Origin of the sequence: Streptomyces sp. NPDC048370 (assembly GCF_043200825.1) — a bacterium.
Lineage (GTDB): Bacteria > Actinomycetota > Actinomycetes > Streptomycetales > Streptomycetaceae > Streptomyces.
In genome coordinates this window covers 298,832-318,294 of record NZ_JBICYI010000003.1, presented here as the reverse complement: position 1 = coordinate 318,294, position 19,463 = coordinate 298,832, and the positions used below count along the sequence as shown (strand labels likewise).

The 19,463-nt window shown below is 70.3% G+C and carries 17 protein-coding genes and 1 tRNA gene; 7 read left to right on the top strand and 11 right to left on the bottom strand.

Going from position 1 to position 19,463, the window contains the following annotated elements:
* Positions 1-24 precede the first annotated feature (24 nt).
* From ACGFYP_RS08780 to ACGFYP_RS08770, 3 genes are all read right to left on the bottom strand, one after another.
* Positions 25-873 (bottom strand): hypothetical protein, encoded by an 849-nt coding sequence (locus ACGFYP_RS08780; RefSeq protein ID WP_393489128.1) that lies wholly within the window; start codon positions 871-873, stop codon positions 25-27.
* Between the two features lie 317 nt (positions 874-1,190).
* Entirely contained in the window at positions 1,191-2,642 is a 1,452-nt protein-coding gene (locus ACGFYP_RS08775; RefSeq protein WP_393488105.1) for a DUF2252 domain-containing protein, read from the bottom strand.
* 137 nt (positions 2,643-2,779) lie between these two features.
* Entirely contained in the window at positions 2,780-3,778 is a 999-nt protein-coding gene (locus ACGFYP_RS08770; protein ID WP_393488101.1) for a hypothetical protein, read from the bottom strand.
* 197 nt (positions 3,779-3,975) lie between these two features.
* On the opposite strand from ACGFYP_RS08770, the gene ACGFYP_RS08765 reads away from it, so the two are divergent.
* Positions 3,976-4,428, top strand: coding sequence for a MarR family winged helix-turn-helix transcriptional regulator (locus ACGFYP_RS08765; RefSeq protein WP_393488099.1), 453 nt, complete (start codon positions 3,976-3,978; stop codon positions 4,426-4,428).
* Positions 4,429-4,512: 84 nt separating this feature from the next.
* Here ACGFYP_RS08765 and ACGFYP_RS08760 read toward each other — a convergent pair whose 3' ends face one another.
* The 3 genes from ACGFYP_RS08760 to ACGFYP_RS08750 all read right to left on the bottom strand — a co-directional run bounded on the left by ACGFYP_RS08760 (position 4,513) and on the right by ACGFYP_RS08750 (position 7,216).
* Positions 4,513-5,172: a response regulator gene (locus ACGFYP_RS08760; protein ID WP_393488096.1), complete on the bottom strand. Its 660-nt coding sequence runs from the start codon at positions 5,170-5,172 to the stop codon at positions 4,513-4,515.
* Between the two features lie 39 nt (positions 5,173-5,211).
* A complete protein-coding gene (locus ACGFYP_RS08755; protein WP_393489124.1) occupies positions 5,212-6,888 on the bottom strand; it encodes a sensor histidine kinase in 1,677 nt (558 codons plus the stop codon).
* A gap of 241 nt (positions 6,889-7,129) precedes the next feature.
* Positions 7,130-7,216, bottom strand: a tRNA-Leu gene (locus tag ACGFYP_RS08750).
* A 523-nt stretch (positions 7,217-7,739) separates the two neighbouring features.
* On the opposite strand from ACGFYP_RS08750, the gene ACGFYP_RS08745 reads away from it, so the two are divergent.
* The 6 genes from ACGFYP_RS08745 to pknB all read left to right on the top strand — a co-directional run bounded on the left by ACGFYP_RS08745 (position 7,740) and on the right by pknB (position 15,928).
* Positions 7,740-8,633: an FhaA domain-containing protein gene (locus tag ACGFYP_RS08745; RefSeq protein WP_393488093.1), complete on the top strand. Its 894-nt coding sequence runs from the start codon at positions 7,740-7,742 to the stop codon at positions 8,631-8,633.
* Positions 8,634-8,643: 10 nt separating this feature from the next.
* Positions 8,644-9,165: an FHA domain-containing protein gene (locus ACGFYP_RS08740; protein ID WP_361960111.1), complete on the top strand. Its 522-nt coding sequence runs from the start codon at positions 8,644-8,646 to the stop codon at positions 9,163-9,165.
* A 168-nt stretch (positions 9,166-9,333) separates the two neighbouring features.
* The gene (locus tag ACGFYP_RS08735; RefSeq protein ID WP_393488090.1) at positions 9,334-10,839 is read left to right on the top strand and encodes a Stp1/IreP family PP2C-type Ser/Thr phosphatase; all 1,506 of its coding nucleotides are present in this window, start codon (positions 9,334-9,336) and stop codon (positions 10,837-10,839) included.
* Positions 10,840-10,865: 26 nt separating this feature from the next.
* Positions 10,866-12,296, top strand: a complete 1,431-nt coding sequence (locus ACGFYP_RS08730; protein WP_361960117.1) for an FtsW/RodA/SpoVE family cell cycle protein — start codon at positions 10,866-10,868, stop codon at positions 12,294-12,296.
* Entirely contained in the window at positions 12,293-13,759 is a 1,467-nt protein-coding gene (locus tag ACGFYP_RS08725) for a penicillin-binding transpeptidase domain-containing protein (RefSeq protein WP_361960120.1), read from the top strand. The genes ACGFYP_RS08730 and ACGFYP_RS08725 overlap by 4 nt, the downstream gene beginning before the upstream one ends.
* Positions 13,760-13,912: 153 nt before the next feature.
* The gene (gene pknB / locus ACGFYP_RS08720; protein WP_393488085.1) at positions 13,913-15,928 is read left to right on the top strand and encodes a Stk1 family PASTA domain-containing Ser/Thr kinase; all 2,016 of its coding nucleotides are present in this window, start codon (positions 13,913-13,915) and stop codon (positions 15,926-15,928) included.
* A gap of 151 nt (positions 15,929-16,079) precedes the next feature.
* Here the strand turns inward: pknB and ACGFYP_RS08715 are convergent, their stop codons facing one another.
* The 5 genes from ACGFYP_RS08715 to ACGFYP_RS08695 are packed head-to-tail and all read right to left on the bottom strand — an operon-like array spanning position 16,080 to position 19,459.
* On the bottom strand, positions 16,080-16,754 hold the full coding sequence (locus ACGFYP_RS08715; protein WP_393488082.1) for a class E sortase: 675 nt from the start codon (positions 16,752-16,754) through the stop codon (positions 16,080-16,082).
* Positions 16,755-16,799: 45 nt separating this feature from the next.
* Positions 16,800-17,924 carry a class E sortase gene (locus tag ACGFYP_RS08710; RefSeq protein WP_393488078.1) on the bottom strand — a complete coding sequence of 375 codons (1,125 nt, stop codon included), beginning with the start codon at positions 17,922-17,924 and terminating at the stop codon, positions 16,800-16,802.
* Positions 17,921-18,559, bottom strand: coding sequence for an aminodeoxychorismate/anthranilate synthase component II (locus tag ACGFYP_RS08705; RefSeq protein ID WP_393488075.1), 639 nt, complete (start codon positions 18,557-18,559; stop codon positions 17,921-17,923). The genes ACGFYP_RS08710 and ACGFYP_RS08705 overlap by 4 nt, the downstream gene beginning before the upstream one ends.
* Positions 18,556-18,726 carry a hypothetical protein gene (locus ACGFYP_RS08700; protein WP_361600656.1) on the bottom strand — a complete coding sequence of 57 codons (171 nt, stop codon included), beginning with the start codon at positions 18,724-18,726 and terminating at the stop codon, positions 18,556-18,558. Before ACGFYP_RS08700 ends, ACGFYP_RS08705 begins: the two co-directional genes overlap by 4 nt.
* Before the next feature lie 55 nt (positions 18,727-18,781).
* Entirely contained in the window at positions 18,782-19,459 is a 678-nt protein-coding gene (locus ACGFYP_RS08695; protein ID WP_393488072.1) for a class E sortase, read from the bottom strand.
* Positions 19,460-19,463: the final 4 nt, after the last annotated feature.

Sequence of the window (19,463 nt, the reverse complement as noted above, 5' to 3'; positions counted from 1 at the left end):
GAAGGGATCGAGCCCTGTGGAAACCTACTGCACCGGCCGCGCCAACGCGGCCAGCTCCGCCTCCCGCTCGGAGACCTGCGCGAGCAACTGCTCGGCGATCTCCTCGAGGAGCTGATCGGGGTCGTCGGGCGCCATCCGCAGCATCGCGCCGATCGCGCTCTCCTCCAGCTCCCGCGCGACCAGCGTCAGCAGCTCCTTGCGCTGCGACAGCCACTCCAGCCGCGCGTACAGCTCCTCGCTCTCGCTGAGCCGCTCCGGCTCGGGCACCGGACCGGCCGCCCACTCGGCGGACAGTTCGCGCAACAGCGCGATGTCACCGCGCGCGTAGGCCCCGTTCACCCGGGTGATGAACTCCTCGCGCCGCTTGCGCTCGTCCTCCTCGCGCGCCAGGTCCGGGTGGGCCTGCCGGGCCAGCTCGCGATACAGCTTCCGGGCCTCCTCGGCGGGCCGGACCCGCTTGGGCGGCTGCACGGGCTGCTCGGTCAACATCGCCGCGGCCTCGGGGGAGAGCCCGTCGGAGTCGATCCAGTCGTGGAAGAGCTCCTCGACACCGGGCATCGGCATGACGACCGCCCGCGCCTCCTGCGCCCGCCGCAGATCCTCCGGATCCCCGCTCAGGGCGGCGCGCGCCTCGGCGATCTGGGCGTCCAGCTCGTCGAGCCGCGCGTACATCGGCCCGAGCTTCTGGTGGTGCAGCCGGGAGAAGTTGTCGACCTCGACGCGGAAGGTCTCCACGGCGATCTCGAACTCGATCAGCGCCTGCTCGGCCACCCGCACGGCCTTCTCCAACCGAGCCTCAGGCCGCTCATCCCCACCGCCACCGGCCCCCGCACGGTCACCCACGCCGGCCTCGGGACGCTCGCCGTCACCCACGCCGGCCTCGGGCGCTGCACCGTCACCCACGGCGGCCTCGGGACCCGCACCATCAGCCACGTCGGCACCGGCGCCCGTACCGTCACCCACGGCGGCTTCCGGATCCGCACCTTCACCCACGCCGGTGCCGGTGCCCGCGCCCGTACCCGTGCCTGCGCCCGGGTCCACGTCCTGGTCCACGCCCACGTCCTCGCTCCGGTCCGTCACCCCACCAGCCTACGATCCCCGGGGGCCCCTCCCCCCCTCCCTCCCCCCGCCCCCGTCCCCCCGGTCCCCCGTGGCCCGTGGGCGCCCGGGGTTCGGGCAGGCCTGGGCCGTCACACTCCGAGTTCGGCTGCTGTCCGGCCGTCGCGTATCGCCGTCACCAGGTCGGTGTGGTCCGCCGTGGTGCGGTCGGCGTAGGCGACGGCGAAGGACGCGATGGCCTCGTCGAGCTCCTCGCTCTTGCCGCAGTAGCCCGCTATCAGGCGCGGGTCGGCGCTGTGGGCGTGGGCGCGGGCCAGCAGCGCGCCGGTCATGCGGCCGTAGTCGTCGACCTGGTCGGGAGTGAGCGCGGCCGGGTCGACGCTGCCCTTGCGGTTGCGGAACTGGCGCACCTGGAAAGGTCGCCCCTGGACCGTGGTCCAGCCGAGCAGGATGTCGCTGACGACCTGCATCCGCTTCTGTCCGAGCACCACGCGCCGGCCTTCGTGCTGCCCCGCGTCCGGGACGGTGAAGCCGACGGCCGGAAGGTGCGGGAGCAGCGCGGAGGGCCGTGCCTCCTTCACCTGGAGGACAAGCGGCTCGCCCCGGTGATCGAGGAGCAGCACCACGTACGAGCGGGTGCCGACGCTGCCGGTGCCGACGACGCGGAAGGCGACGTCATGGACGGCGTACCGCGCGAGCAGCGGCAGCCGGTCCTCCGAGACGGTGTCCAGGTAGGCGCCGAGCGCGGCGGCGACGGCCGCCGCCTCCTCGTCGGGGACGCGGCTCAGGACGGGCGGCGCGTCCACGAACCGGCGGCCTCCGCCGTCGGCGTCGGTCGCGGACTCGGTCGATTTGGCGGCGAAGCGCGCGCTGGTGTTGTTCCGGGCCTTGGCCGAGACGCGTTCGAGGGTGCCGAGCAGGTCGCGGGCGTCGGTGTGGGAGACGAGCTCCTCGTCGGCTATGGCGTTCCAGGCGTCGAGGGCGGGGAGCTTGGCCAGCAGGCGCATGGTCCGCCGGTAGGCGCCGACGGTGTCGAACGCGGCGGCGCGGCAGGTGTCCTCGCTCGCCCCTGTTTCCCGTCCGGCGAGCACCAGGGAGGTGGCGAGCCTCTTGAGGTCCCATTCCCAGGGGCCGACGACGGTCTCGTCGAAGTCGTTGAGGTCGATGACGAGACGGCCGCGGGCGTCCCCGTAGAGGCCGAAGTTGGCCGCGTGCGCGTCGCCGCAGATCTGGGCGGCGACACCGGTGACGGGGGAGCCGGTCAGGTCGTGGGCCATGAGTCCGGCGGAGCCGCGCAGGAACGCGAAGGGGCTCGCGGCCATGCGTCCGACTCGTATGGGTGCCAGTTCCGGCACGCGGTCGCGGCTGGAGTCCTCGACGGCGCGGACGGCGTCGGGTCGGTCGACGGCGGGGACGAGCTTGTCGTGGGTGGCGCGCGGGACGCGCGTCCGCAGGGCCTTGCCCTGTTCCTTGGGGGAGTCGGTGACCCCCGCGGCGGCTCGCCGGGCGAACCCGGGCACGTGCGGTACGCGCCCGCCGTCCGTGCCTCGCTGTCCTGGTACCGCTGCCCGGATCTCGCCCATGGGACGTCCTCCCCCGTTTTCGTGCTGCCTGTGCTGTTCAACATCGACGGGGATGACGGTACCGCCGGGTTCGACGGGGCGTCTTCCCCTGTGGACAACGGCCTGTGGACAACTGTCCGGGCTGCTTCGGGCCGCGCTCAGACCCCGACGGCCTCCTCCATCTCCTCCTCCGATTCCTCCTCCTGTGCGGGGGCTGCCGGGGCCGGGCGGCGGCGCGCCTCGGCGAGGCCCGCGCACACCGTGACGGCCACTCCGGCGAGGAGCCAGAGCGCGAGGACCAGGAGGTGTCCGCCCAGGGCGTGGCCGTCGAAGTAGACGTGGCTGCGGACGCCCTCGACGAAGCCGGCGCCGTTCCAGAAGGCGTGCAGGGAGCCGAAGAAGCCGGGCTGCAGCTCGGGGCGGTAGATCCCGCCGGAGCTGGTGAAGTTGAGCATGACGAACAGCACCATCACGCCGAGGGTGGTCCAGCGGCGCAGGAAGGTGTGGAGTCCGACGCCGATCAGCAGGATGCCGGCCGAGTACAGCCAGGACATCGCCCAGACGCCGCCGAGTCCTCGGTCGACGAGGTGGAACATCGGTCCGGCGAAGACCGCGCCGACGAGGCTGACGACGAGCGACATTCCGGTGGCGAGCAGGGCGCGGACGCGCAGGGCCAGGACGGCCCCGGCGCCGCCGATGACGGCGACGGAGGCGTACGAGCCGATGCTGAGCGCGACCAGGAGGAAGAAGACGCCCTGTCCGGTGGGGTCGCCGTCCGGGACGGGGGCGACGTCGGTGACCTCCAGGGGTGCGTCCTGTCCGGCGGCGACCTTGGTGAAGACCTTCTCGACGGCCATGGCGCTGGTGTCGGAGGAGGCGGAGGCGACGAGCAGTTCGGGGTGGGTGCCGGGGAGGTAGGCGCCGAAGGAGGTCTGCTCGCGCAGCGCGGTGACGGCGGTCTCCCGGTCGGGGACGGTACGGACGTCGAGGGCGCCGTCGCCATTGTCGTGGAGGGTCTGGGCGAGGACCTGGGCGGAAGGTCCGGAGCCGACAACGTCGACGCGCAGGTCGTGGGGCTGGGGGGCATGGAACGCGCCGAGGTAGGCGAGCCCCATGCCGACGCACATCAGCAGCGGGGTGAGCAGGTGTCCGAGCACATGGCGCAGCGCCCCTGTCGACGCCGGTCCCGCGGATGCGGACGCTGACGCGGATACGGATGGGAGTCCGGCGGACACCGAGCACCTCCATGGTTGGCTTTTACAACCGAATATGGATGCACTGTACACCTAAATCATGGTTGTACTATACAACTGACACCACGGCGGAACCGGTGAACGACCCCACGGAGCACACCATGACCGACGCCGACGGCCCGCGTGAGGCCTCCGTCGACACGATCCAGCGGGAGCTGACGGCCTTCGCCCGCCGCGCCCGCGCCGCGGCCGCCCGGCTCCATCCGGATCTGCCGCTGGTGTCGTACACCCTGCTCGCCCACATCGACGACCGACAGGGCTGCCGCGCCACCGACCTCGCCGCCCACTACCTGCTGGACAAGTCGACGGTCAGCCGCCAGATCGGCGGCCTGGAGAGGCTCGGCCTGGTCGAGCGCCGACCGGACCCTGAGGACCACCGGGTCCAGGTCCTGCATCCCACAGCGGCGGGCAGCCGCGTCCTCGCGGCCACCCAGGCGAGCCGCCATGCCGCCTACCAGGAGCGCCTGAAGGACTGGTCGGCCGAGGACCTCGCCCGGTTCGCCTCGTACCTGCTCCGCTACAACGCGGGCACAGCGACGGCGGACAGCCCCTAGGTCGCGTCCGGAAAGTCTGGCCTGGCTCGCGACGCCCTTCGGGCGGACGACCATACTTTCCGGACACTCCCTAGAGCCCGCGGACTAGAGCCCGGCGTCGCGGGCGAGCAGCGCCGCCTGCACCCGGTTCTCGCAGCCCAGCTTCGCCAGGATCCGGCTGACGTACGTCTTCACGGTGGCCTCGCTCATGTGCAGCCGGCGCCCCGCGTCCGCGTTGGACAGCCCCTCGCCGAGGAGCGCGAGGACCTCGCGCTCCTTCTCGCTCAGCGCCGCCACCCGCCCCCTGGCCTGCTCCGCGCGCGCCACCTCACGGCCCGAGGCCAGCTGCTCCACCACGTGACGGGTCGCGGCGGGCGAGAGATACGCGTCACCCGCCGCCGCGGCCCGTACCGCGCGGATCAGCTCGGCCGGGGCCGTGTCCTTGAGCAGGAACCCGGCACCCCCGTGCTCCAGGGCCCGCAGTACGTTCTCCCGCTCGCCGAACGTCGTCAGCACGATCACCCGCGTCGACGGCGCGACCCGACGCAGCTCCGGCAGGGCGGACAGTCCGTCGAGCACCGGCATCTGGATGTCGAGCAGCACCACGTCGGCGACGTGCGCGCGCACGTGCTCGATGGCCTCCCGGCCGTTCGCCGCCTCCGCGACCACCTCGATGTCCTCGTCCGAGGTGAGGATCATCCGGATCCCGGCCCTGATCAGCGGCTCGTCATCGGCGATCACGACCCTGATGCGCTGCCCTGCCACAGCTACTCCCCAACGGCTACCGGTCCGGGCGGGTCAGCGCTAGCGCGTGACCTCGTACGACTTCTTCTCGATCAGCTTGCCGTCCTTGAAGCAGAACCGGAAAACCGGCTCGGTCTCCATGCTGCTCCCCAGCTCGGAGGACATCAGCACCAAGCAGTTCGACCCCTCGGGCTCCTTGGGGCCCTTGCCGTGCAGTCCGGAGGTGGTGATGGTGTCGCCGGACGGCAGCTTGTCGCGGACCTCCTTCTCGGTCGAGCCGACCGTGACGGCGTTGTACTCGGCCGGATCGATCATGCCCTTCTCCAGGGACCCGACCAGGAAGTAGACGCCGAAGCCCCCCGCCACCAGCAGCAGCACCAGCGCCGCGAGCGCTATCCCGCATCCCAGCGCGACCCCGCCGCCCGTGCTCCTGCCCCCACTCATCGCCATCGCCAACTCCCGTTCCGTGACCGTCCAGTCGGCCTGCCCGACCGGGACCGCACCACGGTGGCGCAGCGGCGACCTCGTCGACTGCTGCCGGAAGTCGTCGGCGGCATCGACCAAAGGCGCTGCCTCCACCACCCCGTAGGGCAGCATCCCGGCGACCCGGAACCCCCCGCCGTCCACCGGCCCCGCGTGGACGATGCCGCCGACGAGCCGGGCCCGCTCGTGCAGCCCGGTCAACCCCTGCCCGCCGCTGACCACGTCCTCCGGGGCCTGCCCGGCCGCCTCGTTGACGATCTCCACGACCAGGGAGTCCGGCTCGTACCGCACCTCCACGTCGATGAGCGCGCCCGGGGCGTGCTTGTAGGCGTTCGTCAGCGACTCCTGGACGATCCGGTACGCGGCGTGGTCCGCGGCCGGCGGCAGCGGCCGGTACTCCCCGCGCCGCCTCAGCCCCACCCGGTTCCCCGCGGCCCGCGAGGCCTCGACGAGCCCCTCGATGCCGGCGGTCCCCCGCGCCGCCCGCCCCGAGGTGTCGCCCGCCCCCGTCGGCAGGGCCGCGGTCTCCGCCCCCGCGTGGACGCCGTCCCGCAGGATGCCGACGACCTCGCGCAGCTCGTGCATCGCGGTCACCGACGCGTTGCGCAGCACCCCCACGGCCTCGCGCTGGCGGTCGGTCAGCTCCCGGTCGACCTCCAGGGCGCCGGTGTGGACCGCGATCAGCGCGAGCTGGTGCCCGAGGCTGTCGTGCATGTCCTGGGCGATCCGCTGCCGTTCGAGAAGCCGCGCCTGCCCGACCACCATCGCGCGCTCGCGCAGCAGCTGGGCGTTGCCCTCCTGCAGGGCGTGCAGCAGGGTCCTGCGCTGCGTCCAGTACCGGTTGGCGAGGCCGGGCGCCAGGGTCGTCGCCAGGAAGTAGAGCGTCGACATGAACACGACCGACAGCGCCCGGTGCAGGTCCCATATCTCGACCAGGCCCGCCGCGATGTTGAACACGTACGCGACGGTGTAGGCGATCAGTGCCCGTCCGGCTCCGGCGATGTACCGGCCCGAGGACCAGCCGACGAGTATCAGCAGGGCGAGGAAGCCGGGCACGAGCGGCGCGCAGGCCGCCGTGACGATGAGCACAGCCACGGGCAGCCGCCGGCGCAGCACCGACAGCACGGCGGCCGACAGGCCGACCACCGCGAGCCGCCACCCCTCGCCGCCCAGCAGTTCCTCGGTGCCGGCGGCGAGCAGCCCCATCACGACGGCGAGCACCACCTCGCCGGCGGTCCTGCGCCGCGACCACATACCGGGAGCCGCGAACCAGTCCCACGCGGCGCGGATCCCTGCCCTGATCTTCGAAGTCGCGTCCACGCTCGCACCTTAGGCAGCGCCCCGCCCCGCCGGCGGCTCTCTTTGGTCTCGGCCCACAGCGACGAACGTCGCGTCCCTCACAGTCACCGCGTCCGTCACAGCCACAGTCACGACAGTCATCAAAGTCACGACAACGCAGAAGCCCCGTAGGTCGATGACCTACGGGGCTTCCGTCTGGTGCGCGAGGGGGGAGTTGAACCCCCACGCCCTTTCGGGCACTGGAACCTGAATCCAGCGCGTCTGCCTATTCCGCCACCCGCGCATTGGGTGTGCTCCGGGCTCCCTCACCTTTCGGTGCGATCGCCTGGCGACATCTGAAGATTAGCACGCCGCAGACGGTGGATTCACATCTGTTGTTTGACCCCCGCCCCGAGCGAACAGGGACACATGGGCAGGGCACGACAGGGCAGGAGCCGAGGCTCCGGAGAGTCGGCGAAGCGGACGCGAGACAGAGGGAAGACGGATGGAGGACGAGTCGGAAGACGGACGGAAGACAGCCGGAAGAAGGAGGCGGGGACGGACGGGCGAGGCCAGGAGAAGAGCAGACGAAGAGTGGACGAGTAACGGGAGGAACAGGACGGACCGCCCCCACCGCGCGGCCCCACTCCTCCTGCTCGCTCCCCGGGTGCGGGACACTGTCCAGGGGCCGCCTCTACGATCCGTGGGGAAGGCCTGTGAGAGGTGACACTCGTCCACAGGGCAGAGAAGGGGAACCAGCCGATTTCCCGACGCGTGGATACGATCAGTAAGCAGTACCAGGACGACAACGACGGAGGAGGTGCCCCATGGGAGTCCTGAAGCGTTTCGAACAGCGGCTCGAAGGTCTGGTCAACGGCACCTTCGCCAAGGTCTTCAAGTCCGAGGTCCAGCCCGTCGAGATCGCGGGCGCTCTCCAGCGCGAGTGCGACAACAACGCGACGATCTGGAACCGCGAGCGGACCGTCGTCCCCAACGACTTCATCGTCGAGCTGAGCACGCCGGACTTCGAGCGCCTCAGCCCGTACTCGGGCCAGCTCGGCGACGAGCTCGCCGGCCTGGTCCGCGACTACGCGAAGCAGCAGCGGTACACCTTCATGGGTCCGATCAAGGTCCACCTGGAGAAGGCCGAAGACCTCGACACCGGTCTGTACCGCGTGCGCAGCCGCACTCTCGCGTCGAGTTCGTCACAGCAGCAGGCCCCCTCCGCGGGCCCCCAGCCGGGCGGTCCCGCCCCGGGTGGCCACGCACCGGGCGGCTACGGCTACCCCCCGGCCGGCGCTCCGCCGATGCCCGCGGCCCCGCCGCCGGGCGCGGGCGGCCAGCGGCCGGCCCACACGCCCGGCCACCAGCCCGGCCAGGCGCCCGCCGCCGGCCGTCCCACGGCCGGTGGCCCCGGCCCCATGCCTGCCTCCGGCGCACAGGTGCGCCGGTGGATCGAGATCAACGGCACCCGCCATCAGATCTCCCGCCCGACTCTGGTCCTTGGCCGCAGCACCGACGCGGACGTGAGGATCGACGATCCCGGCGTCTCCCGCCGGCACTGCGAGATCCGGACCGGAACGCCCTCGACGATCCAGGATCTCGGATCCACCAACGGCATCGTGGTGGACGGGCAGCACACCACCCGCGCTACGCTCCGCGACGGCTCGCGGATCGTCGTGGGCAGCACCACCATCGTTTACCGGCAAGCCGAAGGGTGAAGCGGGGGCAATGTCAGAGCTGACCCTGACGGTCATGCGGCTGGGTTTCCTGGCCGTTCTGTGGCTGTTCGTGATCGTGGCCGTCCAGGTCATTCGGAGCGACCTGTTCGGCACGCGTGTCACGCAGCGCGGTTCGCGCCGCCAGGACGCCCGTCCGCAGCAGAACACGCGCCAGGCGGCCCAGCCGCCGCAGCAGCGTGGACAGCAGAACGGGGGCGGCGGCCGCCAGCGCCGCGGCGCCCCGACCAAACTCGTCGTCTCCGAGGGGACGCTGACCGGCACGACGGTCGCCCTGCAGGGGCAGACCATCACGCTGGGCCGCGCCCACGACTCGACGATCGTGCTGGACGACGACTACGCCTCCAGCAGGCACGCGAGGATCTACCCGGACCGGGACGGCCAGTGGATCGTCGAGGATCTCGGGTCCACCAACGGCACGTATCTCGACCGGACCCGTCTCACCACCGCCACGCCGATTCCGCTGGGCGCGCCGATCCGCATCGGCAAGACCGTCATCGAGCTGCGGAAGTAGTACGACAATGAGCGAGCGGAGCGAGCGGGCCGAGGCGGTCCCCACGACGGACCGCGCGGCGGACCGTCAGGTCCGTGCCGCGTACCGGCACGGGCTCCCGACCGGAGGGTGGGCAGTGTGGCTCGAGACCGGCTGTACCCCGAGGCGGCGTCGACAGGGCAGGTGCGCATGAGCCTGTCACTGCGCTTCGCCGCCGGGTCGCACAAGGGCATGATCCGCGAGGGCAACGAGGACTCCGGTTACGCCGGTCCCCGGCTGCTCGCCATCGCGGACGGCATGGGCGGCCAGGCCGCCGGTGAGGTCGCCTCGTCCGAGGTGATCTCGACCCTGGTCACCCTCGACGACGACGTCCCCAGCTCCGACATCCTCACCTCGCTCGGCGCCGCGGTGCAGCGCGCCAACGACCAGCTGCGGATGATGGTCGAGGAGGACCCCCAGCTGGAGGGCATGGGCACCACGCTCACCGCCCTGCTGTGGACGGGTCAGCGCCTCGGTCTCGTGCACGTCGGCGACTCGCGGGCGTACCTCCTGCGGGACGGGGTGCTCACGCAGATCACCCAGGACCACACGTGGGTGCAGCGGCTCGTCGACGAGGGCCGGATCACCGAGGAAGAGGCCACGACCCACCCGCAGCGCTCGCTCCTGATGCGTGCGCTCGGCAGCGGCGACCATGTCGAGCCGGATCTGTCGATCCGTGAGGTCCGGGCCGGCGACCGCTATCTGATCTGCTCCGACGGGCTGTCCGGAGTCGTCTCGCACCAGACGATGGAAGACACCCTCGCCAGCTACCAGGGCCCGCAGGAGACCGTGCAGGAGCTGATCCAGCTCGCGCTGCGCGGCGGCGGCCCCGACAACATCACGGTGATCGTCGCCGACGTCCTCGACGTCGACGGCGGCGACACCCTCGCCGGTCAGCTCAGCGACACCCCGGTCATCGTCGGCGCGGTCGCCGAGAACCAGGTGCAGCAGTCCGACGGCGGCGCGATGCAGACCCCGGCCGGCCGGGCCTCCGGCCTGGGCCGGACCGCGCCGGGCCGGCAGCAGCCCGGCGGGCACCCGCCGCAGGGCTTCGGCCCGCCCGGCAGCGGCGACGACCACGGGTACGGCGGGATGCCGCCGCAGGGCTCGTTCGGGCAGTACACGGACGAGGACTTCGACAAGTACGAGAAGTTCGAGAAGCCGCGCACCGGCCTCAAGTGGCTGAAGCGGATCTTCTTCCTGAGCCTGGCGCTCGCGGTGGTCGGCGGCGGTCTGTACGGCGGCTACCGCTGGACGCAGACGCAGTACTACGTCGGTTCCAAGGACCAGCACGTCGCGCTCTACCGGGGCATCAGCCAGGACCTGGCGTGGGTCTCGCTCTCGGAGGTGGAGAAGGACCACCCCGAGATCGAACTCAAGTACCTCCCGCCCTACCAGCGCAAGCAGGTCGAGGACACCATCGCCGGTGGCAGCCTCGGCAAGGCGGAGACGAAGATCTCGGAGCTCTCCCTGCAGGCCTCGGCGTGCAAGAAGACCGAGCAGCGCCGTGAGGCGGCCGAGAAGGCAGCCGACCAGGCGAGCAAGCCGCCCGCCGACGGCTCGACATCCGACAAGCCCACCACAGCCGCTCCCTCCCCGGGCCCCACCCTCACGGAGGAAGAGCAGAAGCTGGCCTCGAACTGCGGCAAGCAGTAAGCACCCGTAGGGGGCCTTTCACCACCATGAGCGTTGTCACCAACACGACCACCATCGGCGCGATCGAGGCGCCGAGCCGCCGGAACACCGAGCTGGCGCTGCTCGCGTTCGCCGTCGTCATCCCGGTCTTCGCGTACCTCAACGTCGGCCTCGCGATCGACGGCGAGGTGCCGTCCGGCATGCTCGGCTACGGCCTCGGCCTCGGCCTGCTCGCCGCCGTCGCGCACCTCGTCGTGCGCAAGTTCGCGCCGTACGCCGACCCGCTGCTGCTGCCGCTCGCGACGCTGCTGAACGGTCTGGGCCTGGTGCTGATCTGGCGACTGGACCAGTCGCCGCGCATCATCGCCCGCTACAAGACGTTCACCCCGGACGCGCCGAACCAGATGATGTACTCGGCGATCGGCATCGCCATGTTCGTGGGCGTGCTGCTGATCCTGAAGGACCACCGCGTCCTGCAGCGCTTCACGTACATCTCGATGGTCGCGGCGCTCGTCCTGCTGCTGCTGCCGCTGGTGCCCGGCCTCGGCGCGGACGTCTTCGGCGCGAAGATCTGGATCAGCGTCGGCGGTTTCTCGATCCAGCCCGGTGAGTTCGCCAAGATCGTCCTGGCGGTCTTCTTCTCCGGCTATCTCATGGTGAAACGCGATGCGTTGGCCCTGGCCAGCCGCCGCTTCATGGGGCTCTACCTGCCGCGCGGCCGTGACCTCGGCCCGATCCTGACGATCTGGGCCGTCAGCCTCCTCATCCTGATCTTCGAGAACGACCTCGGCACCTCGCTGCTCTTCTTCGGCATGTTCGTGATCATGCTGTACGTGGCGACGGAGCGGACCAGCTGGATCGTCATGGGTCTGCTGATGTCGGTCGCCGGCGCCGTCGGCGTGGCCTCGTTCGCCGGGCACGTCCAGTCCCGTGTGGCCGCCTGGAGCGACCCCTTCGGATGCCTGAAGACGGCTCCCGAGGGGTCGAACATGGCCGCCGCCTGTGACCAGATGTCGCAGGTGCTGATGTCCTTCGGCTCCGGCGGCATCCTCGGTACGGGCCTCGGCCAGGGCAACTCCGACCTGATCGGCTTCGCCGCCAACTCCGACTTCATCTTCGCCACCGTCGGCGAGGAGCTCGGTCTGACCGGCGTGATGGCGTTCCTGCTGCTGTACGGCCTGATCATCGAGCGCGGTGTCCGCACCGCTCTCGCGGCCCGTGACCCCTTCGGCAAGCTGCTGGCCATGGGCCTGTCGGGCGCGTTCGCGCTGCAGATCTTCGTCGTCGCCGGCGGTGTGATGGGGCTCATCCCGCTGACCGGTATGACGATGCCGTTCCTCGCGTACGGCGGTTCCTCCGTGATCGCCAACTGGGCCCTGATCGGCATCCTGATCCGGATCAGCGACACCGCGCGCCGCCCGGCGCCCGCCCCCGCACCGTCCCCCGACGCCGAGATGACCCAGGTGGTCCGTCCGTGAACAAGCCCCTGCGCCGGGTCGCGATCTTCTGCGGCCTGCTGGTCCTCGCCCTGCTCATCCGGGACAACTGGCTGCAGTACGTCCGCGCCGACGAGCTGACCTCGCACCCGCGCAACAAGCGGGTGCAGATCGAGCGGTACGCCAACGAGCGCGGCAACATCATCGTGGACGGCAAGCCGATCACGGGCTCGGTCGACTCCCAGGATCCGTACTACCGCTTCAAGCGCACCTACACCGACGGCCCGATGTGGGCGCCGGTGACCGGCTACGCCTCGCAGGCGTACGACGCCAACCAGATCGAGAAGATCGAGGACGGCATCCTCACCGGCAACGACGACCGGCTCTTCTTCGACCGCACCCTGTCGATGTTCACGGGTGACAAGAAGAAGGGCGGCAACGTCGTCACGACGCTGAGCGGCGCCGCCCAGAAGGCCGCCTTCGAGGGCCTCGGCAACAAGACGGGCGCCGTCGTCGCGATCGAACCCAAGACCGGCAAGATCCTCGCGCTCGCGTCCACCCCTTCGTACGACCCCTCGACCTTCGCCGGCTACTCGTCCAAGGACGAGAAGGCATGGGTGGCCCTGGAGAACGACAAGAACAAGCCGAAGCAGAACCGCGCGCTGCGCGAGATCTACCCGCCCGGCTCCGTCTTCAAGGTCGTCACGGCGGCCGCGGCGCTGGAGAACGGCAAGGTCAAGGACATCAACGCGGCGACGGACACCCCGGAGCCGTACAAGATCCCGCTCTCCACGAAGAACATGGTCAACCACGCCAGTGGGTGCGAGAACGCCAGCCTGAACAAGGCGCTCGAGGTCTCCTGCAACTCGGTCTTCGCCAAGCTCGGTGACGACGTCGGCCGCGACAAGATGGTCGAGATGGCCGAAAAGTTCGGTTTCAATGCCGAGCAGTTCACCCCGGTCCGCTCCGCCGCCTCCGTCTACGACAAGAAGATGGACCGCGGCGGGAACGCGCTCTCCTCCATCGGCCAGTTCAACACCGCGACGACCCCGCTCCAGATGGCCATGGTCACGGCCGCGATCGCCAACGACGGCAAGCTGATGAAGCCGTACATGATCGACAAGCTGGAGTCCCCGGGCGTCGACGTGATCAAGCAGAACGAGCCGGAGGAGATGAGCCGTCCGGTCTCCCCCGAGACCGCGCAGAAGCTCCAGCAGATGATGGAGAACGTCGTCACCGACGGCACCGGCGGCAACGCCGACGTCAAGATGGACGGCGTGAAGGTCGGCGGCAAGACGGGTACGGCCCAGCACGGCGAGAAGAACGCCAAGCGTCCCTACGCCTGGTTCATCTCCTACGCCAAGACCGACCAGGGCTCCCCGGTCGCGGTCGCCGTCATCGTCGAGGACTCCGCAGGTACGGACCGCCAGGACATCTCCGGTGGCGGTCTCGCCGCCCCGATCGCCAAGGCCGTGATGAAGGCGGTACTGAAGAGCAGGAGCTGACCTTGCGGCCTGGCACCGGCCAGGTACCGGTCAGGTATCAGGATGCGGTCACGGGCGGATCGCCCTCCCGTGGCCGGTAGCCTTTGCGCGAACAGCACACCGCCGGACCACACACGGGTGCGGTCGGGACAGACGGAGAGGGCTGGATCAGTTATGGAAGAGCCGCGTCGCCTCGGCGGCCGGTACGAGCTGGGCTCGGTGCTCGGCCGTGGTGGCATGGCAGAGGTCTACCTCGCCCACGACACCCGGCTCGGCCGCACCGTCGCCGTGAAGACGCTGCGGGCCGACCTCGCCCGCGACCCGTCCTTCCAGGCCCGGTTCCGCCGTGAGGCCCAGTCGGCCGCCTCGCTCAACCACCCGGCGATCGTCGCTGTCTACGACACCGGCGAGGACATGGTGTACGACAGCGCCTCCGGCGGGGGCTCCGGCGTCTCCATCCCGTACATCGTGATGGAGTACGTCGACGGCTCGACCCTCCGCGAGCTGCTGCACTCCGGGCGCAAGCTGCTGCCCGAGCGCACGCTCGAGATGACGGTCGGCATCCTCCAGGCGCTGGAGTACTCGCACCGCGCCGGCATCGTGCACCGCGACATCAAGCCGGCGAACGTCATGCTGACGCGCACCGGCCAGGTCAAGGTCATGGACTTCGGCATCGCGCGCGCCATGGGCGACGCGGGCATGACCATGACGCAGACCGCCGCGGTCATCGGCACGGCCCAGTACCTCTCCCCGGAGCAGGCCAAGGGCGAGCAGGTCGACGCCCGCTCCGACCTGTACTCCACCGGCTGCCTCCTCTACGAGCTGCTGACCGTCCGGCCGCCGTTCGTCGGCGACTCCCCGGTCGCGGTCGCCTACCAGCACGTACGGGAAGAGCCGCAGCCGCCGAGCAACTTCGACCCCGAGATCACGCCCAACATGGACGCCATCGTCCTGAAGGCGCTGGTCAAGGACCCCGACTACCGCTACCAGTCCGCCGACGAGATGCGCGCCGACATCGAGGCCTGCCTCGACGGCCAGCCCGTCGCCGCGGCCGCGGCGATGGGCGCGGCGGCGTACGGCGGCGGTTACGGCAGCGGCTACGGCGGCTACGCCCCGGACGACCAGCCGACGACCGCCCTGCGCCAGACCGACCCGCAGACCTCCATGCTTCCGCCGATGAACGCGGACGACGGGGGCTACGGCTACGACGACCGCCCGGACCGCCGCCGCCAGAAGAAGTCGAACACCTCGACGATCCTCCTGGTCCTCGCGGGCATCCTGGTCCTGGTCGGCGCGATCCTCATCGGCCGCTCGATCTTCGACACCAAGGAAGATCCGCAGCAGGTGACGGTCCCCTCCTTGGTCGGCCACACGTTCGAGGAGGCCAAGAGCTCGGCGACGAACGCACAGGTGAAGGTCGCCCAGTCGGGTACCGCGCGGTGCGAGCAGCCGAAGGGCAAGATCTGCAGCCAGACGCCCGTGGCCGACGGCACGGCGAAGATGACCGTCGGCGAGACGATCTCGGTCGTCGTGTCCGAGGGCGCGCCGCAGATCGAGATCCCGGACGTGACGGAGAAGTCCCAGGAGAGCGCCGAGCAGCTCCTGAAGGACAAGGGCTTCAAGGTCGTCGTCAAGCAGGAGGACTCCGACCAGGACCCGGGCAAGGTCCTGCGCCAGAGCCCGGACGGCGGCGCCAAGGCCGAGCAGGGCTCCGAGGTCACGATCACCGTCTCGAAGCAGGCGAAGTCGCTGCTTCCCGACGTCACCGGCCGTAACGTCGACCAGGCCATCCAGGACCTGAAGACGCTCGGCTTCGAGAACGTCGGCCGCCAGGACGAGGACTCGCAGCAGCCCCTCGGCACGGTCCTCGGGATGACGCCGAACGGCAACACCAACCAGCCGAAGGACGTCCAGATCACGCTGAGGGTCTCCAAGGGCCCGCAGCAGAATCAGCAGCCCGTTCCGAGCCTCTTCGGGATGACCCTGGACCAGGCCCGCGCCCAGCTCGCGGCGGCCGGCTACACGCTCGGCAGCGTGGACGGCGCGAACGACGGCAACGCCCGCATCAGGGAGCAGGACGTCCCCGCGGGCACGGTGGGCCAGCCCAACCAGGCCATCAACGTGAAGACGTTCGGCAACGGCGACAACAACGGTGGCAACGGCGGCAACGGCGGCGGCTTCTTCGACTAGTCGGCAGCCGCACCGCACACGCGCAAGAGAAGAGCCCCGGCATCCAGAAGGATGCCGGGGCTCTTCGCGTACTTGATGCGTACTGAGGCGTGCCCGCCGCGTGCCTGCCGCGTGCCCGCCGCGGACCCGCCGCGGACCCGCTCCTGTGTTGCTACCGCAGTTCCGCCGGCGGTGTGCGGTCCGCGTTCACCTTCTCCGTGCGGACCAGCTCGCCCCAGACGATGTAGCGGAAGTCCGAGGTGTACATCGGGGTGCACGTCGTCAGCGTGATGTAGCGGCCCGGCTTCGCCTTGCCCGATTCCTTCGGGACCGGCTGGAGGACGTCCACGTTGTACTTCGTCGTCTCCGGCAGGCTCTTGTAGACCTTGTAGACGAACCAAGTGTCCTTGGACTCGAAGACGATCGAGTCGCCGTTCTTCAACTTGTGGATGTTGTGGAACTTCGCCCCGTGCCCGTCACGGTGCGCCGCGAGCGTGAAGTTGCCCTGCTTGTCCTGCGGAAGGGCCGACTTGACCGGGTCGGTGTAGTAGCCGGCGACACCGTTGTTCAGCGTCTTGCTGTCGGTGCCCTTCTTGACGAGTATCTCGCCGCCGCCCATCTTCGGGACGTGCAGGAAGCCGATGCCGTCCTTGGTGTCCAGGGCGCCGGGGCCGGCCGCCCAGTTGTCGCGGACCTGGTTGCCGTCCTTGTCGGCGGCGCGGTCGGCGAGGACGTTGGTCCACCAGAGCGAGTAGACGACGAAGAGACCGAGCACCAGGCCCGCGGTGATGAGGAGTTCACCGAAGACACTGATGGCTCCGGCGATCCGGTTGCGCGCACGTGACACTGCGTCGTCCCGTCCTGAGGTGTGGGGTCGTAAGTCCGTCGGCTCTCAGCCTAGGAGCGCGTCCGGCTTTCCCTTGCTGCGCGGGCGTTCCTCGACCATCTTGCCCCACACGATCATCCGGTACGTACTGGTGAATTCGGGCGTACAGGTCGTCAGCGTGATGTAGCGTCCCGGCCCCTTGAAGCCGGACTGCTTCGGCACCGGGTCGATCACCGAGACGTTCGACGGCGCCGTCTGCGGGAGGATGCTCGCCATCTCGTACGTGTAGTACGCGTCCTGCGTCTCCACGACGATCGGGTCCCCGGGCTCCAACTGGTTGATGTACCGGAACGGTTCGCCGTGAGTGTTGCGGTGCCCGGCCACCGCGAAGTTGCCCTGCTTGTCGGCGGGCATCGCCGTCTTCAGACTGCCCTCGCTGTAGTGGCCCACCATGCCCCGGTCCAGGACCTTGGGCTTGTTGATGCCCTCGGCGACGGGGACGACCACGTCCAGCTTGGGGATGTACATGATCGCGAAGCCCTGTCCCGGCTCGAACGCGCCCGGCGCCCTGCCCTTGTTCCAGGAGTCCTCGATCTGCCCCTTGGCCTGGTTCGCCTGCTGATCGGCGCGTACGTTCGTCCACCACAGCTGGTACGTGACGAAGAGCAGCATCACGACGCCGAAGGTGATGAACAGCTCGCCCACGACGCGGCTGGCGACGACACCCACGCTGTCCCTCGCGGCGCGCGCCGCGCGGCGGGCCTCGACGCGGGACATCGGTGCGGCGGGCGCGTCGGGGGTCTCGGAGTCCGGCGCGGACGGCGATCCGCCGCGGCGGCCCTTCCCCTTGCCCTTGGCGGCGCGCCGGCGTTCGGCCCTGCCGGGGCCGGGAAGCGGCGTCACGGCCGTCTCAGGCGCCCCGCCGGGTTCCATGGCCCGCAGGGCCATCGTCTCGTCCCGAGGCTCGTACGGGGCCTCGTAGGGCTCCTGCGACGGCACGGCCTCAGGGGCCTGGTAGGCCTCCTGCGGCGCTACGGCCTCAGGTATCGGCTCGTACTCGTACGCGTACTGCTGCTGGTACGGGTACGCCGTCTCCTCGTACTCCGGTATCGCCTCCGTCTGCGGCGGCGCGGGCTCCTGCTCGTCCTCCGGCAGGTTCGTCGCCCGGAACCACGGCGACCCCGCCGTCACGCGACGGCCTTGCCCACCACCGGCGCGAGCCCCGCCGACCTGCCGATCGCCCCCTTGTCACCGCACTGCTCCAGCCAGTTGGCGAGCATCAGGTGGCCGTGCTCCGTGAGCACCGACTCGGGGTGGAACTGCACGCCTTCGACGGCCAGTTCGCGGTGGCGCAGGCCCATGATGATGCCGTCCTCCGTGCGGGCCGTGACCTCGAGCTCGGCCGGCAGCGTCGCGGGCTCGGCGGCCAGCGAGTGGTAGCGCGTCGCCGTGAACGGCGACGGGAGCCCCGCGAAGACCCCCCGGCCCTCGTGCGTGACGAGCGAGGTCTTGCCGTGCAGCAGCTCGGGGGCGCGGTCGACGACACCGCCGTACGCCACGGCCATCGACTGCATGCCCAGGCAGACGCCGAAGACCGGCACACCGGTCGCGGCGCAGTGGCGCACCATGTCGATGCAGACACCGGCCTGTTCGGGCGCGCCCGGTCCCGGCGAGAGCAGGACGCCGTCGAAGCCGTCCTGGGCGTGGCTCAGCTCGACCTCGTCGTTGCGCAGCACTTCGCACTCGGCGCCGAGTTGGTACAGGTACTGGACGAGGTTGAAGACGAAGCTGTCGTAGTTGTCGACGACGAGAATCCGCGCGCTCACTGGCCGTCCACCGTCACATCGTTGAACGGAAGCAGAGGCTCCGCCCAGGGGAACACGTACTGGAAGAGGGCGTACACGACCCCCAGGACGAGCACGAGCGAGATGATCCCCCGGACCCACGCGTTGCCCGGCAGATGCCGCCAGATCCAGCCGTACATGACGTCCACTGCCCCTTCCGTTCGTTACGGGCACCAGAGTACGGGGCGAAGGATCGTTGAGGGGTCAGCGCGTCAAAGCCGGTGGCTTGCCCTGCGTCACAGGTTGGGTGGCGTCGAGGTGCGCCCAGGCGATCAGCCGGTGGCTGCTGCCCCATTCCGGCTCGCAGGTGGTGAGGGTGAGATAGCGGCCAGGACCGTCGAAGCCGGACTTGCGCGGGACGGGGTCGATCACGCCGACGTCGGTGGGGACGGTCCGGTACGGGGCGCGCTCGATCCGGTACGTGAACCAGGTCGTGCCGTCGGTGAGGACGACCGCGTCACCCGGCCGCAGCCGGGGGAAGTCCTTGAACGGATCTCCGTACGTGCGCCGGTGGCCCGCCACGGAGAAGTTGCCGGTCTGACCGAGGCGGGCGGTGGCGGCGTAGTGGCCGAGGCCCTTCTTGAGGACGGCGGGGGACGTGCCCTCCAGGACGGGCCACTCCCAGTTCTTGCCGAGCCGGGGGACGTACATGACGGCGATGCCCCGGCCTGTTCTGTACGGCTCCGGGGGCGGCGCGGCCGTGGCGGCTTCGGCGACGGGCCGGTCCACCCACTCCCGCTCCAGCGTGTCGATCTGTCCGGCCGTCGCGCTCTGGGCCTGCACTCCGGTCCAGAACATGACGTACACGACGAAGAGGACGATCACGGTCCCGACGGTGAGGCACAGCTCGCTGAACGTCCTGACGATCAGTCGCACCGCCACCGGC